Genomic DNA, 17990 nt, shown 5'->3' with positions numbered 1-17990 from the left:
GGGTAAAATAGGCGTCTATTCACCACGGATTTGTATTCTTTAGAGTCCGTGCTCATGAGTTGGAGATGAAGTTATGGCTGAGCTGCGAATTGAAAAACCGACCCTCATCAATCATCTGGAGGGCAAGGTCTTTGTGATGGATGCCGACGGCACCCTTCGTCCTGCCACCGTGGGCATGCAGCTCCAGCCCGGCGAAAGCCTGTTGACCGAAGGCAATGGCCGCTTCGAACTGGGAGATCCCGCCGACGGAGAGAACCTCGATCAGGCCGAGTTGGCCAAGGCACAGCCGGATCCCCAGGCCGTCGATCCTGAACTGGCCAGCCTGCAGCAGGCCATTCGCGAAGGGGCCGACCCGACCGCCGTGTTCGAAGAGACTGCCGCCGGCAATGCGGCGGCAGGGACAGCCGGGGGGGTCGTGGGCTCCAGTGCCGGTGGCTTCGTGGTGGTGGATCTCAACAATGAATTCACCCTGGCCGAGGCTGGTTTTGACACCGATTACCAGATCCAGCCCCAGGGCAATGAAGAGCCCTACGTGGAGGATCAGGATCAGCAGGCCTATATCACCATCACCGAACCCCAAACCGACGACAACATCATCAACGCGGACGAGGCGGCCGGGGTCATCATCCGTGGCACCGTACAGGATGTGGAAGTTGGCCAGACGGTGACCGTGACCCTGATCGATCAGGATGGCAATCGTCTCACCACCACCACAGTGGTGCTGCCCGGGTTCGTCTGGGAGGCCAATTTTGGCGATGTGACCGGCAAGCTGACCGACGGCCCCCTGACCATACAGGCCGATACCCAGGATGCCGCCGGCAATCGTGCCAGCGATCTGGGCCATACCCTGCTCGATACCATCACCACCATCACACTCGATCTGGCCGATGAAAGCGACACCGGCGCCAGCCAGGTGGACGACTTGACCCATGACACCACGCCGCTCCTGCAAGGCAAGGGGGAACCCGGCGCCACCGTAACCCTGAGTCTGGGTGGCAACGTGGTGGCGGTGCTGGTCGTCGATGGCAATGGCAACTGGCAATACCAGATCCCCAATACCCTGCCAGATGGTGCCTATGACTTTCGGGTCGACTCGGTGGACATTGCCGGCAACCGTGCCAGCGACAACCTGACCGTCACCGTCGATACCCGGGCCAGCATCGATATCGATGATCTCGATACCAACCTTATCCTGGGCCATGACAACGTCACCCTGAGCGGCACCACCACCGAGGTGGAAGCGGGCCAGAGCGTCACCATCACCCTCATCGGCCAGAATGGCCAGACTCTCTACAGCGGCAGCGCCATGGTGGGCAGTGACGGCCGCTGGCAGTTGAACGGCCTGGATCTGACGGGCATCACCGGCCCCTATGAAGTCAGGGCCGAGGTGACCGATCTCGCGGGCAACCGGGTGATAGACGGGGCTCCTCTCATCGGCCAGAGCGATGTGTTGACCCTCTCCGAGGGAGACCTGGCCAAGGGCCCCATCACCGCGACCGGTTCCCTGCATACGGGGGCGGGGCTGGATGGCAACCTGCAGGTGAGTTTCGCAGCCGATCAGAGTGCCCTTCAGCAGCTTGGCCTCAGCAGCCATGGTGCGGCCCTCAGTTATCAGATAAATGGTCAGACCCTCATCGCCAGCGCGGGGGGCGCCACCGTCTTCACCCTGACCCTCGCCAACGACGGCAGTTATCGCATCGTCTGGAACCAGAGCCTGGATCACGGCCAGGACAGTCTGAATCTGCCTTTCTCACTGGAATATCGCGACAGTGACGGGGATCTGGTGCATGCCAATCTCAACGTCAATCTGGTGGACAGCACGCCACCGGCCTTCACGCTGCCCCCTGTCTCCCTGACCGAAGATGGTTTCAACGAACAGGCGCCCGTGGTGGGGCAGAGCCACTTCGTGATTGGCCATCAGGCCGATCCCCTGGTGGCGAGCAGTGCCGTCTTTGCGGATCAGGCCAATACCCTCGTTCGCCTCAATGGCAGCGGCATGAGCAGTGACGGCCATGTGCTGAGTTTCGAGTTCAGCGGCGATCGCCTGCTCACCGGTTATTACCTCGATGGCAACGGCAATCGGGTGGAGGTGATCAAGGCCGAGCTGACGGCTACCCAATCGGGTAGCGACATCGACGGCCAGGTCACCATCTCCCTGGTGGGGCCGCTGGATCACCAGGGTAGCGATACGCTCTCCCTCGGCCTCAGCGTGTCGGCCAAGGAGATAGACGGGGATGAGACCCGCGCCGATCTGCAGGTAACCATCCATGACGGGACAGATCCCAGCCTCGGCACTGACGCCGGCATCAACCTGCAGGAAGGGGGCTCCAACCAGAGCCTGGACGGCCAACTGCCAGTCAGTGTGGGCAGCGATCGCCTGGTCTCCCTTAATTTCGAGGCAAGCCAGCCTGGCCTCAATGGCCTCACCAGTGGCGGTAAACCCACTACCTATCAGGTCAATGGCAATGTGATCACCCTGTCCGATAGCGCTGGCAAGGTGATTTTGACTGTTACTCTGGATCTGGACGGCAAATACCACCTGCAACTGGACGGCGTGCTGGACCAGCCGGTGGACAGCAACAGCGTCAATCTGGGGCTGCAGGTGCAGGGCACCGACTTTGACGGTGACCACAGCAACCTCGGTACCCTCAACATCACCATCACGGATGGCGCTCTGCCGAGCGTGGACGCCGTCTCCCTGCATCTGGTGGAAGACAGCGACTGGGGCGCGGCACAGAGCCTCTCCGGTCAGCTCAATATCACCGCAGGCGCCGATCCCCTGGTCAATATCAGCTTCGATGCCAACCAGCCGGGCCTGCAAGGGCTCACCAGTGGTGGCCAGCCGGTGGTGATCAGCATCAGCGGCAACAGCATCAGCGGCAGCGTCAACGGTCAGAATGTCTTCACCCTGACCCTGGATCAAAACGGCAATTACGCCTTTACCCTCAACCAGCCGCTGGATCAGGGTAGTGCCGACAGCCTGCTCAAGGCGGGCTTCACGCTCACAGACAGCGATGGTGACACCGTTTCCTCCACCCTGAGCGTCGCCATCGGCGACGGTGCCAACCCGGTGATCAGCGCCGTGACCGGCACCGAGATGAAAGAGATCAACCAGGGGGATGCGGGGCTGGTGAGCCATATGAGTTTCACCGTGAGCCACGGCTCCGATGCCCTGGATCAGAGTAGCCTCAAGTTCGATATCGCAGCCATCCAACAGAGCCTTGATGGCAAGTACAGCAGCCACGGCAATCCGGTCACCTTCAGCCTGGATGCCAATGGCAACCTGGTGGGGACCAGCGCCGATGGCCGCGAAGTGCTGCGCGCCGAGCTGGAACTGGTGGACAACAATGGCAACTGGAGCGTCAGTGCCAAGGTGACCTTGAGCGCCGAGCTGGATCACCAGGGCAGCGAGTCACTGGATCTGCCGCTCACTGTGACCCTGAGCGACAAGGACGGGGACAGCGTCTCCACCGACTTGCCGCTCACCGTGAAGGATGGCAACGCGCCTGGCTTCGTGGCAGGTACCGGAGTCAATCTGGATGAGCGCGCGCTCGATGGCAGCAATACCTTGACTGGCACCGGTCATTTCGAGATTAACGCCGGGTCTGATCGGGTGCAGGAGGTGTCGTTTGCCGACATCAGTCAGCAGCCCGCGCTGACCGCCCTTGGCAAGCCGGTGATCTATGAGCTGGTGGATGGGGATCCGACGATCCCGGGCAACCAGATCCTGAAAGGCTATGTAGAAATCAACGGCGTGCGGGTCGAGGTGCTGCAGGTGGAGATCAGCGGCAACCTGAACAACGCCGCCAGCAACGGTTTCGATTACAAGGTGACCCTGTATCAGGGGGTGGATCAGAGTAACGGGGCCAGTAAGGAACTGCCGTTCCAGATCAAGGTGGTGGACCACGACAAGGGGGCTGGCAACAACGACAGCACCAGTGGCACCCTCAATATCACCATCGCGGAAGGGGACAAACCGACCCTGAGCCTCACCGGGGTGACCCTGTCTGAGGGTCGCTTCGATGGCGCCGCGAGCAACCAGACCGGCGACGATCAACACGCAAGCGGCACCCTGACCATCAAGGCGGATTCCGATCCCGTGGTGGATGTGCGGTTGACCCTCTCTGGCCAGGTAGTCGATGCCAGCGGCAACCCCATCACCCACAACGGTGAGACGCTGACCTGGCAGGAAGTGCCGGGCAGCAACGGCCACAGCTTCCAGGCGGTGACCGCAAGCGGCACCCTGGTGCTGACGGTGACCCTGCCGAACGTGCCGGGTCGCATCGAGGCCCAGACCGAGGCGCACCTTGGTTACGACATCACGGTACACACCAACCTGGACCACGGGGCGAGCGACAACCTCAACCTGACCCTGCCGGTACAGGTGACCGACAGCGACGGCTCGGTGATCAACGGCAGCACCAACGTTGTGATCACTGATTCCGACAACCCTGATCTGGGCATCGACAGCGGCATCAGCCTGCAGGAAGGGGCATCAGGCCAGACCCAGGATGGCCAGCTGCCGGTCAATGTGGGCAGCGACCGTCTGGTCTCCCTCAATTTCGAGGCAAGCCAGCCTGGCCTCGACGGCCTCACCAGCGGCGGCAAACCCACTACCTATCAGGTCAATGGCAATGTGATTACCCTGTCTGATAGCGCTGGCAAGGTGATCTTGACTGTCACCCTGGATCTGGACGGAAAATACCACCTGCAACTGGACGGCGTGCTGGACCAGCCGGTGGACAGCAACAGCGTCAATCTGGGGCTGCAGGTGCAGGGTACCGACTTTGACGGTGACCACAGCAACCTCGGTACCCTCAACATCACCATCACGGATGGCGCTCTACCGAGCGTGGATACCGTCTCCCTTTCACTCACTGAAGACAGCGACTGGGGCGCGGCACAGAGCCTTTCCGGTCAGCTCAATATCACCGCAGGCGCCGATCCCCTGGTCAATATCAGCTTCGATGCCAACCAGCCGGGCCTGCAGGGGCTCACCAGCGGTGGCCAGCCGGTGGTGCTCAGCATCAGCGGCAACAGCATCAGCGGCAGTGTCAACGGCCAGAATGTCTTCACCCTGACCCTGGATCAAAACGGCAACTACGTCTTTACCCTCAACCAGCCGCTGGATCAGGGCAGTGCCGACAGCCTGCTCAAGGCGGGCTTCACGCTCACCGACAGCGATGGTGACAAAGTCTCCTCCACCCTGAGCGTCGCCATCGGCGACGGTGCCAACCCGGTGATCAGCGCCGTGACCGGCACCAGCATGACCGAGATCAACCAGGGTGATGCGGGGCTGGTGAGCCATATGAGCTTCACCGTGAGCCACGGCTCCGATGCCCTGGATCAGAGCAGCCTCAAGTTCGATATCGCGGCCATCCAGCAGAGCCTTGACGGCAAGTACAGCAGCCACGGCAGCCCGGTCACCTTCAGCCTGGATGCCAATGGCGACCTGGTGGGGACCAGCGCCGATGGCCGTGAAGTGCTGCGCGCCGAGCTGGAACTGGTAGACAACAACGGCAACTGGAGCGTCAGTGCCAAGGTGACCTTGAGCGCCGAGCTGGATCACCAGGGCAGCGAGTCACTGGATCTGCCGCTCACCGTGACCCTGAGCGACAAGGACGGGGACAGCGTCTCCACCGACTTGCCGCTCACCGTGAAGGATGGCAACGCGCCTGGCTTCGTGGCAGGCACCGGAGTCAATCTGGATGAGCGCGCGCTCGATGGCAGCAATACCTTGACCGGTACCGGTCATTTCGAGATTAACGCCGGGTCTGATCGGGTGCAGGAGGTGTCGTTTGCCGACATCAGCCAGCAGCCAGCCTTGACCGCTCTCGGCAAGCCGGTGATCTATGAGCTGGTGGATGGGGATCCGACGATCCCGGGCAACCAGATCCTGAAAGGCTATGTTGAAATCAACGGCGTGCGGGTCGAAGTGCTGCAGGTCGAGATAAGCGGCAACCTGAACAACGCCGCCAGCAATGGCTTCGATTACAAGGTGACCCTGTATCAAGGGGTGGATCAGAGTAACGGGGCCAGCAAGGAGCTGCCGTTCCAGATCAACGTGGTGGACCACGACAAGGGCGCTGGCAACAACGACAGCACCAGTGGCACCCTCAATATCAGCATCGCGGAAGGGGACAAACCGACCCTGAGCCTCACCGGGGTGACCCTGTCTGAGGGGCGCTTCGATGGCGCCGCGAGCAACCAGACCGGCGACGATCAGCATGCCAGCGGCACCCTGACCATCAAGGCGGATTCCGATCCCGTGGTGGATGTGCGGTTGACCCTCTCTGGCCAGGTAGTCAATGCCAGCGGCAACCCCATCACCCACAACGGCGAGACGCTCACCTGGCAGGAAGTGCCGGGCAGCAACGGCCACAGCTTCCAGGCGGTGACGGCAAGCGGCACCCTGGTGCTGACGGTGACCCTGCCGAACGTACCAGGTCGCATCGAGGCCCAGACCGAGGCGCACCTTGGCTACGACATCACGGTACACACCAACCTGGACCACGGGGCGAGCGACAACCTGAACCTGACCCTGCCGGTACAGGTGACCGACAGCGACGGCTCAGTGGTGACCGGTAGCACGACAGCGGTGATCACTGATGCGGCCGATCCGGTGATCGAGTCCATCGGCAGTGTCACCGTCAAGGAGTCGGATCTGAATGGCGGCAGTGGCCAACATGGCGGTACCAGCCCGGCAGGCACGGGAGAGATTGCCCAGGGCCAGGTGGTCATTCATGCCGGCAGTGACAGGGTTGCAGCCCTGCAGCTGGATGTGGCGCGCTTCAATGCGCTCAACCAGCTCACCTCGGGCGGCAAGCCGGTCACCATCAGCGCAGATGCCCAGCCGGGCGTCTATCTCGGCAAGGACAGCGCAGGCAAGCTCATCTTCAAGCTGACGCTGGATGTCTCGGGTCGCTATACCTTCGAGCTCACGGGCAACCTGGACCACAGCGCCCAGGGCAAGGATCTGCTCGATATCCAGCTGCCATTGCAGGCCCTGGATCATGACGGGGATCTCAGCGCCGAGGTGATAGGTCACGTCAGTGTGCAGGACGATGTCCCCGTGGCGGTGGATGCCAGCAAGACCCTGAATGAAGGGGCCAGGGTCAGTGGTGATCTGCTGACCACGGCCCACGAAGGGGCGGACGACGCCGTGGTGAGGTCGGTCACCATCAATGGCACCGAGCATCCCATCGCCGCCAGCGGCAATACCAGCATTGCGGTCACCGATGGCTCGGGACAAGTCATCGGCACCCTGGTGATCAATGCCGAGGGCAATTACACCTTCACCGCAAAATCAGGTGTCGATCACAGCAACAACACCCTGGTACAGCAGATAGAGTTCCATCTGGTGGATGGGGACGGGGACACCGATGATGGCACCCTGACTCTGACCATCAAGGATGAGGCGGGCAAACTCACCGTTAACGCCGTCACCGGTCATGAAGATGCGGGGGCGGGGGATCCGACCCATGGCATCCCCATCAACATGCAACTCGATATCGGCGACTACGACCGTGGCGAGCATGTTGAGCAATTCCTGATCCAGGCACCCGCCAACGCCCACGGCACCTTCTACTACAACGGGGTGGCGCTCACCACCACGGCCGATGGCAAGTGGTTCATCGTGCCGCCTGCCGCCATGGTTACCACGGACAACGAGCACTATCAGACACAGGGCCTGACCTTTGTCCCCGATCACGACTATTCGAGCTACAACGATGGTGGCAATCCCCTGCGCTTCCCTGTCCAGGTGCAGGTCGGGGTCACCGAGGGAGCCAATCCACCTGTGCTCTCCGGCAACCTGGATATCACGGTGCAGGGTATCGCCGACAAGCCTGTCTGGGAGAGTACCAATACCCACCAGCACTACAACACGGACGAGGACAGCAATGGCATCGCCCTCAATATCAAGGCGGCGGTGACCGATACCGATGGCTCCGAAACCCTGAGCTACCAGATCAGGTGGGAATCCGGTCAGGGTACTCTGACCCTCAATGGCAAGACGCTCACCCCGGATGGCAATGGCATTTATACCGTCAGTGGTGATGACATCAACAAGATCACCGTGGTGCCTGGCAAGGACTACAGCGGCGACATCAAGCTCTCCATCACCCCGGTCAGCACCGAGAAGACCCCCGTGGTGAGCGGCCAGGAGAAGGCGCTGGGCGACAGCATAGAGCTGGTGATCAACGTCAATCCGCAGGCGGATGACGCCAAGCTGACCGTGCGCGAGATCCAGGGCAAGGAAGACACCCTGCTGGATCTGGGCAGCAAGATAGTGCTGGGCCATCTGGGGGACACTGCGGACGGCTCGGAGCAGATGTTTGTGCGCATCAGCGGCCTGCCCGCTGGTGCCACGTTGTGGCTTGGTACTGAACAGGTTAATGCAACGAACGGCTATTACGAGGTGCCCTACGATCGCATCAATGAGCTGCAACTGCAGCCGCCGAAAAACAGCAACGTGGACTTCGATCTCACCATCAAGGGGGTGGTGAAGGACACGGCCACCCTGACCGATGCCAATGGCCAGACCCATACCGTGGTCAACGAGAAGGAGACGGGCTCCCAGAGTCTGCACGTGGACATGGTGGGTGTGGTGGATGAGCCGCACTTCAACCTGGACAGCACGGGCTGGACGCCGGAAGGCAATGGCTACACCATCACCATCGCGGAAGATGGCCGTGCTCCCCTCGATTTCAGATTGGAGTCGGGGGAAAAGGTGGACACCCCGCTGGACAACTCCGAAACCCTCAACCTGGTGCTGGAAGGCTTGCCGGAAGGGGCCAAGGTATTCGATGTCCATGGCAACGAGCTGACCCTGACCTTCGCCGGTCTGGATGCCAACGGCAAGCCCGTCTATCAGGTCAATGTGTCGGATCTTGGCAACCTGCAGATCCAGCCGCCGCCCAACAGCACCGAAGATATTCACCTCATCGGCCACGTGGTGGTGACGGAAAACGACGGGGATCACAAGAGCTTCGACGTGCCCCTCACCATCAAGGTGGAGCCCGAGATCGACGCCGGCAACTATGACAAGACCAGCCAAGGCTTCGAGGATGAGCCTGTGGTGCTCGATTGGATGCCTGATCTGAGCGACAGCGCCGAGCAGGTGACCCACCTCAGCCTCTCCGGCATCGAGCCCGGCTACGAGATCTGGATACGGGTGGGCGGTGTCGAAACCCAGCTCAGCGTGAACGGCGGTGTCGTGGACTTGAGCGATGCGGATCTGCAGAGCCTGCTCAGCGGCGGCCAACTGCTGGTGCGGGCCCCGGAAGACAGCGACAAGGACACCAATATCCAGAGCCATGTGACCGTGACTCAAGTCGATGTGGATTCTAACGCCACGGCCACCAAGGTGATCGACGGCAATCTGCATGTGGATATCCAGGCGGTAGTGGAACCGAACGGCGTCTTGAGTCAAACGGGTGGCGATCTTGTGGGCCATGGGGGGAGTGATATTGATCTCTCCGGTCGTTTTGAATTTACCCACGATATCGATCTGTCCAGCCTCGAAGAGATCGACTATCTGGTGATCAATTTGCCTGTGCTCAATGGTGGTATGGGAGATCAGCTTGTTGTGCTCGGCGGTATCAACAATGGTAATGGCAGTTGGATCGTACCTGCGGGTAATTTGAATAACTTCCAACTGCATGCACCGGATGGTTTTGTTGGAAAGGTAGAACCAATTCGAATCGATGCCATGGTGGTGGACCGTAGTGAGGATGGGGACCCCAGTGAGCATGTCAAAGTCAGCCTAGAAACCAGTGCCGATTTTGGTAATACCCCGGTCACGGACAAGACGCCAGCGGCAACAGTTGATATTGATGACCATGCGGTGCTGACTGGTAAAGAGGATATCCAGGTTGATTTTGGTGCCCAACTCAAGGGGGCAATTCATATTGGGGCCGCAGATCAAGGTAGCGATGAGGTTACTATTATCCTCAAAGGTCTACCTGATGGTGTCACCATCAGTGGCGCTGAATACAACATTTCAACCGGCGAATATGTGATCAAGGTGCCGCCGTCACTGGCTGGACTGGAAGGATTGACTCTAGGCTTGCCCAATGACTTTGCCGGATCCCTCAATATCAGTGTGACAGTGGTCAACACTGATACTTCAAGTGGTGACATCAAGACAGATTCCAGCACAGTTCGTGTCGATGTGAAGCCAGTGGTGGATATCAACGGTGGCACCGATGGCATGCCGAGCCTGCAGCTGGATGTGAAGGATATGAACGGTGACGGTCAGCCGGACAATCTGGAAGACACCGAAATCCATCTCGATCTCTCGGTCAAATTGGCGGACATCAGCCCCTCGGTGGCCCAAGGGGGACTCGAGACGGTGGAGCGGGTAACCGTGACCGTCGATGCCAAGTATGGCCACTTCCTCGATGCCAGCGGCAACCCCGTCCAGTCGCTGGTGGTGGATGCCAATGGCCTCAAGGATCTGGTGTTTATTCCCAAGCAACACTACAGCGGTCAGGTGCCGCTCGATGTGACCGTCGACATTCTGGACACCGCGACCACGGGGACGGACACCGGCAGCTGGAGCGGTCAGGTGGGCTTCGAAGTCAAACCGGTCAACGATCCTGCCAAGATCACGGTGCACGACGTGCAGGGTGATGAGGATGGCAGCGTCAACCTGGGGGGCTTCGGCGCCGAGCTTATCGACAACGACGGATCCGAACAGATAGTCGGGATACAGATCTCCGGCGTACCGGATGGCTTCACCCTCTCTGCCCCTGCGGTCAACAACGGCAACGGCGTCTGGCAGATCCCCGTGGGGACCGACTTCTCCAAACTGACCCTGATCCCGCCGGCCGATTTCAGCGGCAGCGTGGATCTCACCCTGACCGCCTACACCCTGGACAATGGTCTGAGCGTCCCGCTCGGCACCAGTGGCAACTTCACCGTCACCGTCAACCCGGTGGGGGATGTCATCATCGCCGACATCGAGACCAAGGCGAGCGGCACAGAGGGGGATGTGATCACCCTGAACCTGGGGCTGGAGACCCGGGATACCCAGGCCACCGGCGGCAGCGCCGGCAACGTGCATGAGAACAAACCGGAGCAGGTGCGCGTCACCATCGAAGGGGTCCCCGACGGTGCCGAAATACGCCTGCCCAACGGGGTCAGCGGCACTGTGGTGGATCTTGGCAACGGTCGCTGGGAAGTGACCACGGATGGCACCAAGCTCGATGCCATCGAGCTGGTGACCAACGACGCCAACGGCGCCCTGGATCTCAAGGTGACGGCCCAGAGCCTCGACAACGGTGCCCTCGGCCCCGAGGTCAACGGCACCATTCACGTGGATATCAGCCCGGTCAACGATGCGCCCATCAACGTCCTGCCAACGGATCCCCAGGTGGCGCAGGAGGATCAACCCTTCGTCATCAAGGGCCTGCAGGTCAAGGATGTGGATGCGGGCAGCGGCGACATGAGCGTGACCCTGTCCGTCGAACACGGCACCCTCAACATCCCGGCGGGCAGCGGAGTGACTGTTGTGGGCAACGGCACCGGCTCTTTGGTGCTGAGCGGATCGCTGGATGCCATCAATAAGCTGCTGAACGGCGGTCTGACCTATCAGGGCAACCCGGATTACCACGACAGCGACAACCTTACCATGGTCACCAACGATAACGGCAACACCGGCAGCGGTGGCGCGCTGAGCGACACCGATGTCTTGCCCATCGAGGTGCAGCCGGTCAACGATGCCCCGATCAACGTCTTGCCAAGCGATCCCCAGGTGGCGCAGGAAGAGCAACCCTTCGTCATTCACGGCTTGCAGGTGAGCGATGTGGATGCGGACGGTGGCTCCCTCACCGTCACCCTGTCTGTCCTGCACGGCACCCTGGAGCTGGCGGCTGGCAGCGGGGTGACTGTCGTAGGCAGCGGTACCGGCTCCCTGGTGCTGACCGGCTCTCAGGATGCCATCAATGCACTGCTAAACGGCGGCGTCACCTATCAGGGCGAACAGGACTTCAATGGTCAGGATGCCCTGACCATGGTGACCAACGACAACGGCAACACGGGTAGCGGCGGCGCACAGAGCGACACCGACGTGCTGCCCATCGAGGTGGAAGCGGTCAACGATGCCCCGGTCAACCAGGTGCCCGACGCCATGCAGGTGAAGGAAGACGGTGCTCTGCCTCTCTCCGGCATCAGCGTCAAGGACGTGGACGCCGGCAGCGCCCCCATGTCCATGACTCTGAGAGTCGAGCACGGGGTGCTGACCCTGCTGGGGGCGGCAGGCGCCGTCTCGGTGCAGGGGGCGGGGACCAGTGCGATCACCCTGGTGGGCTCCCTCGCGGATCTCAACGCGCTGATCAATGGCCAGCTGCACTATGAGCCGGCCAAGGACTTCTGGGGTCAGGACAACCTGACCATCACCACCTCGGATCAGGGCAATACCGGGTCGGGCGGCGCCTTGACGGATACCTCCCACGTCGGCATCACGGTGACGGCCGAAGCCGATGATCCCCAGCTCAGCCTCGGGGCCCACGACATTCATGCCCTGCAGGGAGGCTGGATCCCGCTCAACCTCAGCGCCAGCGTGGTCAACCCGGCGCCGGGCGAGCTGTCGGTGCGGATCCAGAATCTGGGCGGAGCCCAGGTAGTGGACGAGCACGGTCAGAGCGTGGGTCATGCCGATGGCAGTGACTGGCTGCTGCCCATGGATCAGTCGGTCCCCCTCTACCTGAGCGGTCTGACGGCGGGGGATCATGCCCTGACCCTGAGCGCGGAATCGAGCGCAGGGGGCACCACCCTCAGCTCGCCGCTGGAGACCCTCAACATCCACAGCCAGAGTGGCAACACCCTGACGGGGACAGACAGCGCGGACTGGCTGTTTGGCTCAAACGGTGATGACCGTATCCTGGGTGGCCTGGGGGATGACGTGCTGCGCGGGGGTCAGGGCAACGATATCCTGACCGGTGGCGGTGGCAGCGACCACTTCGTGTGGGGCAATGGCGATGCGGGAACGGCGGGGCAACCGGCCATCGATACCATCACCGACTTCCAGCCGGGCCAGGGGGACAAGATAGACTTGGCCGACCTGCTCAAGGGAGTGACGGACAGCAGCGTGGATGGCCTGCTCAATCACCTGTCAGCCTCCGTCACCACGGGCAGCGGCGGCCTCAGCGACGTCAACCTGTCGGTCTCCCCGGCGGGTGATGGGCAGGTGACCCAGCAGATCACCCTGAAGGATGTGGACCTGAGCGGCTGGAACCTGAGCGGCTCCTCCTCTCACGACATCCTGCAGTCCATGCTGGATCAACACAGCCTGATCATCCAGCACCCCTGATGGACGGGCGATAAACGAAAAGAGCCGGCAATTGCCGGCTCTTTGTTTTGCTGCCTCTACCTCATCGCATTGTGCTGCCATTGATTGCCTTGGCAGGTGATTTGCGCATAAAAATACGACCGAGGCAGTGTTTGATGGTTATGCCAGCGCCCTTGCCAGCAGATGGATGGGGTGCTCGCAGGCATAGGGCGTGCTCATCTCTATCTGCCACTTGCAGGTCTCGCAGTCGGTGATGACGAGATCAGGGTTGATGCGATTTATCTGATCAAACAGCCCCTGGCCTATGGTCTGACTGGTCTGGTAGTTCTCCGACTTGAAGCCATAGGTGCCGGCGATGCCACAGCACTGGGATTCGAGCACCGTCACCCTGACCCCGGGAATGGCCCGCAGCAGCTCCAGCGTATAGATGACGCCGCCCATCTTCTCCATGTGGCAGGGGGTGTGGTAGGCGATGTGCAGGTTGAGCGGCTTCATGGCGGGCTTGTTGCCCCGATAGAACTCGTTCCAGATGAAGCGGGTCACCAGGGAGATCCTGTCCCGTACCTTGCGGTTGTCTTGCTCCAGCAGGTGGGGGTATTCGTCTCGCAGGGTGAAGCCGCAGGTGGAGGAGGTGGCCAGCAGCGGCATCTCGTTGCCGAGCAGGCAGCTCTCCATCTGCTGGATGTTGAACGCCGCCTGCTGTTTGGCCTTGTCCATGAAGCCGTTGGCAATCAGGGGCACGCCGCAGCACTTCTCCCGCTCCAGCAGCTGCATCCCGATCTCCATGGCGTTGAGTACCTGCACCAGTTCCTTGCCGAGCTGGGGGTGGTTGTAGTTCACATAGCAGCCGTGAAAATAGGCCACCTGGCGTGCGAAACGAGCCTGGGATGCTTTTTGTTTCTTGTACCAGCCGCGGAAGGTGCCTTGCGAGTATTTGGGCAAGTCCCGGTGGGAGGAGACGCCGAGGGCCTTGTCCAGCACCTGTTTGACGGGTTTGAGGCCGGTGGTGAAGTTGACCACGGGAGCCATCAGGGTGGACATGCCCCCCATCAGATCCGTGTGGGAGAGCACGAACTCGCGGATCCCGGGTTTGAGTCCGCCGTACTGGTGCTTGGCCTTGGCGATGATGTCGCCGATGCGCACTCCGCTTGGGCAGGCCACCTCGCAGCGCTTGCAGTTCGTGCAGTACTTGAGGGCGCTGTCAAACAGTGCCGGACTCTTGATGCGCAGCCGCTCGCCGTCGGGGCCGGCCTGCTTCGGGCCCGGGTAGGCGGGATTGGCCTTGGCCACCGGACAGTAGGCGGTGCAGACGGTGCATTTGATGCACTGATCGAAGGTTTGGTTGGCGTGATCCAGTAGCATGATTTACTCCTCCCTGGCCGGATTGGCAGCATGAATGGCGCGGCAACGGGATGATGGGCAGGGCAGTTGACTGCCCGCAGTGACATGGAAAAGGGGAGTCATCTCAGACTCCCGCCAGGATATGACCGGCAGCCTGCCAGCCGGTGGCGACGGCGACGCCCGAGCCCGAGCCCTCGCGCAATTGGGCATCGTAGTGGGTCAGTGGGCGGCCCCGAGTGAATAGCGAAGCGTGGCTCATCTCAAACCCCCGTCAGGATATGACCGGCGGCCTGCCAACCGGTGGCGACGGCGACGCCCGAGCCCGAGCCCTCGCGCAATTGGGCATCGTAGTGGGTCAGTGGGCGGCCCCGAGTGAATAGCGAAGCGTGGCTCATCTCAGACCCCCGCCAGGATATGACCGGCGGCTTGCCAGCCGGTGGCGACGGCGACACCCGAGCCCGAGCCCTCGCGTACCGGATCATAGTGGGCCAGCACGCTGCCCGCCCCATAGAGGTTGGCGAGGGGTTTGCCGCCGTGCAGCACCCGTAGTCTGTCATCCGTCTTGACCCCGAAGCCCAGGAAGGGGTGGTGATCGAACAGGCGGCGACCGGCCCAGGCGTCACGCTCCGGCAGGCTCAGCACGTCGGCATCGAAGATGGGCTCGCGAATGCCGCCAAGGCGCGACTCCAGCCCGCGGCTGAAGAAGCTGCCGGAGGCGAGCACGAAGTTGTCCGCCTCGAACAGCTGATCGTCCCCGTTCTGGCTATGGACCCCGATCACCCTGTCGCCCCCATAGCGGGCCCCGAGGACCCGTTCGCTGGTGAGGAAGGTGCCGCCAAGGTGCTGGAAACGGCGCCTGAGGGTCTCCTGCATCCGCATGCCGATGAGGGAGGGGGGCATGGTGGCCACCTCCCGGATGGTGCAGTCGGTGAGCCGCTCGAGCTCGGCCAGCCGCGGGCCGACCAGCCCGAGGGAGAGGCAGGCGGGCAGCACCAGGTGGCGACAATCCGGCTCGCCGCTCTGGGCGATCATCTGATTGATCTCCCGGGCGAGGGCGGTCAACAGATCCGGCTGGGCGCTCCCTGCCTGTTGATCTCCCAGCTGCTTGTCAAACAGGCGGGCGATGTCGGCGGAGCGAAACTCGTGGGGGTTGTGGCTAAATGCCGCCAGCTGGGGCAGGTTCAGCTCGCCGGTGAGGATGCGGCAGTGGGCAAAGCGCGGCTGGACGCCGAGATTGGCCGCCGCCAGCGCCGGGTGGAAGTCGCGAAATCCACTCAGGGTCGCCAGTAGCAGGCTCTGGGGGATGGGAGTCTCGGTGACGCAGGCACAGGTCTCAGGGGAGAGCCAGGTGGCCTTGAGGGTACCTATGGGGGTGATGCGATGATGGTTCTGCTCCTGGCGCACGAGAGCCAACCCCTCACTCCCGCAGTGCTGTTGCAGGGCGTCCAGACTCGCCATGATGTTGACGAGCCCCACCTTGTTGTAGGGGTGCTCGGGTCGCTCGGCCATAAAGGCGGGGAGGGCGGCGCGGGGATCCCCGTCGGCGTCGAGCAAGTCGACGGAGCCGGAGGAAAAATGCAGGGCGCTCTGGCCCGAGGCCATCAGCAGGGTCTTCTGGCCCGCTTCGGCCAGACGCAGGGCGGCGGACAGCCCCGCCATGCCGCCACCGATGATGATGGTATCGAACTTCATGATGGCTCTCCTTGGGTCTCGACAGGCGTCTGGGTGACGAGGTGTGGCGATGTCCACTCCCCGAGGCCGAACAGGCCCTCATAGATCCAGTAGGTAAATTCGGTTTCCCGCAGGGCATCTCCCCAGAGCACCGGACGGGTGCCCTTGTGACGCTCCTCCAGGAACTGGCGCAGCATGACGCAGGCCTCGCGGCCGTCGGCCTTGCCGTACTCCTGCATCAGACCGGCGGCGCGATAGGCGCATAGTTCTCCCTGGCAGGGGCCCATGCCGAGGCGCGTGCGGCGGCGCAGATCCACCAGGTTGTCCACGTCGAGCTCGCGCAGGGCGTATTCGATCTCCCCCGCGGTCACCATCTCGCACTCGCAGATGAGGGCGTTGGCCTTGGGGTTGTCCCGGAAGAACGCGATGACCCGCTCGCCGTGGCGGTACTGGGCGGAGCCGACCGCAGGCACCGAGAGGCCGGGGGCGGAGACCTTCTCCGGATCCCGCGAACCGGGCAGGGCCAGTTCGGCGGTGCGGCAGGGCTGGTGGTTGTCAAGCTTGCTGGCGATGAGATCCGTGGCCCACTCGGCCATCAGCCGGTAGGTCATCAGTTTGCCGCCGGTGATGGTGTTGAAGCCCTGGAGGCCGTCCCGTTTCGCGTGATCTAGCAAGACGATGCCGCGGCTGATGTTGCGGCCCGACTCATCCCCGTCCACCGCCACCAGGGGGCGCACCCCGGCGTAGGCGCGCAGCAAGCGGGTGCGCGCCATCACGGGAGCGAGCTTGATGCCCTCGCGCAGCAGCACTTCCACCTCATCGGGTTCGACGGTGAGCTGATCGATTTTGTGGTAGTCGATGCGACTCGAGGTGGTACCGATGAGGGAGATGGTGTCGCCCGGTACCAGGATGTCCGCATCCGCCGGCTTGCGGGCCCGGTTGAGCACCAGCTGGTTGATGCGGTAATCCATGATGAGCAGGGAGCCCTTGGCGGGGAACATGCGGATGCCGAGATCCCCGTACTCGCAGATCTGCTGGCCCCAGATGCCGGCGGCGTTCACCACCTCCTGACACTCCACCTCGAACGCCTCGCCGGTGCGGGTGTTGATGGCTTTGACCCCGTGTACCCTGTCCTGATTGCGAAGCAGCCCCAGCACCTTGCTGTGGGTGAAGATGCGAGCGCCATGCTCTTTCGCGTCCAAGACGTTGGCGGCGGCGAGGCGGAAGGGGTCGACGGTGCCGTCCGGCACGCGAATGGCACCGATGAGCGCCGGGTTCACATTGGGTTCGAGACGCAGGGCGTCGCGGGGATCCAGCTGCTCGGTCTCGATGCCAGCCTCGGCGCAGGCCGCCATGAAGGTGGCCTGAAAGCCGATGTCATCTTCCGGCAGGGTGACGAAGAGGCCGCCGGTGTCTTCGACGCAGTGGCTGGCGATCCGCTTGAGGATGCGGTTCTCCGCGATGCACTCGCGGGCGGACTCCTGATCCGTCACCGCATAGCGGGCGCCGGAGTGGAGCAGGCCGTGGTTGCGACCCGTGGTGCCGGCGGCGATGTCATCGCGCTCCAGCAGGATACAGTCGACGCCGCGCAGGGCGCAGTCACGCATGATGCCGGCGCCGGTGGCACCGCCACCTATGATGACGACCTCTGTGGTTATTCTTTTCATTTTTGCCCGTCTCATCT

At 62.3% G+C, this 17990-nt stretch carries 6 protein-coding genes; 1 reads left to right on the top strand and 5 read right to left on the bottom strand.

Features of this window, described 5'->3' with window-relative positions:
- Positions 1 to 73: 73 nt before the first annotated feature.
- The gene (locus tag ABNP46_RS11665; protein WP_349917947.1) at positions 74 to 13315 is read left to right on the top strand and encodes a retention module-containing protein; all 13242 of its coding nucleotides are present in this window, start codon (positions 74 to 76) and stop codon (positions 13313 to 13315) included.
- Between the two features lie 138 nt (positions 13316 to 13453).
- Here ABNP46_RS11665 and glpC read toward each other — a convergent pair whose 3' ends face one another.
- The 5 genes from glpC to glpA form a co-directional block, all read right to left on the bottom strand.
- Positions 13454 to 14656 (bottom strand): anaerobic glycerol-3-phosphate dehydrogenase subunit GlpC, encoded by a 1203-nt coding sequence (glpC, locus tag ABNP46_RS11660; protein ID WP_349917945.1) that lies wholly within the window; start codon positions 14654 to 14656, stop codon positions 13454 to 13456.
- A gap of 103 nt (positions 14657 to 14759) precedes the next feature.
- Entirely contained in the window at positions 14760 to 14894 is a 135-nt protein-coding gene (locus tag ABNP46_RS11655) for a hypothetical protein (RefSeq protein WP_349917944.1), read from the bottom strand.
- 1 nt (position 14895) lies between these two features.
- Positions 14896 to 15030, bottom strand: coding sequence for a hypothetical protein (locus ABNP46_RS11650; protein WP_349917943.1), 135 nt, complete (start codon positions 15028 to 15030; stop codon positions 14896 to 14898).
- A gap of 1 nt (position 15031) precedes the next feature.
- Positions 15032 to 16327 (bottom strand): glycerol-3-phosphate dehydrogenase subunit GlpB, encoded by a 1296-nt coding sequence (gene glpB / locus ABNP46_RS11645; RefSeq protein ID WP_349917942.1) that lies wholly within the window; start codon positions 16325 to 16327, stop codon positions 15032 to 15034.
- Positions 16324 to 17973: an anaerobic glycerol-3-phosphate dehydrogenase subunit A gene (gene glpA, locus ABNP46_RS11640; protein WP_349917940.1), complete on the bottom strand. Its 1650-nt coding sequence runs from the start codon at positions 17971 to 17973 to the stop codon at positions 16324 to 16326. The genes glpB and glpA overlap by 4 nt, the downstream gene beginning before the upstream one ends.
- Between the last annotated feature and the right edge of the window lie 17 nt (positions 17974 to 17990).

Origin of the sequence: Aeromonas veronii (assembly GCF_040215105.1) — a bacterium.
GTDB classification, from domain to species: domain Bacteria; phylum Pseudomonadota; class Gammaproteobacteria; order Enterobacterales; family Aeromonadaceae; genus Aeromonas; species Aeromonas veronii_G.
This window is presented reverse-complemented; position numbering and strand designations above follow the sequence as displayed.

Bases quoted from the DNA above. Each gene is read 5' to 3' on its own strand.
- ABNP46_RS11655 (WP_349917944.1), bottom strand. From the start codon at position 14,894: ATGAGCCACGCTTCGCTATTCACTCGGGGCCGCCCACTGACCCACTAC.
- glpA (WP_349917940.1), bottom strand. From the start codon at position 17,973: ATGAAAAGAATAACCACAGAGGTCGTCATCATAGGTGGCGGTGCCACC.
- glpC (WP_349917945.1), bottom strand. From the start codon at position 14,656: ATGCTACTGGATCACGCCAACCAAACCTTCGATCAGTGCATCAAATGC.
- ABNP46_RS11650 (WP_349917943.1), bottom strand. From the start codon at position 15,030: ATGAGCCACGCTTCGCTATTCACTCGGGGCCGCCCACTGACCCACTAC.
- ABNP46_RS11665 (WP_349917947.1), top strand. From the start codon at position 74: ATGGCTGAGCTGCGAATTGAAAAACCGACCCTCATCAATCATCTGGAG.
- glpB (WP_349917942.1), bottom strand. From the start codon at position 16,327: ATGAAGTTCGATACCATCATCATCGGTGGCGGCATGGCGGGGCTGTCC.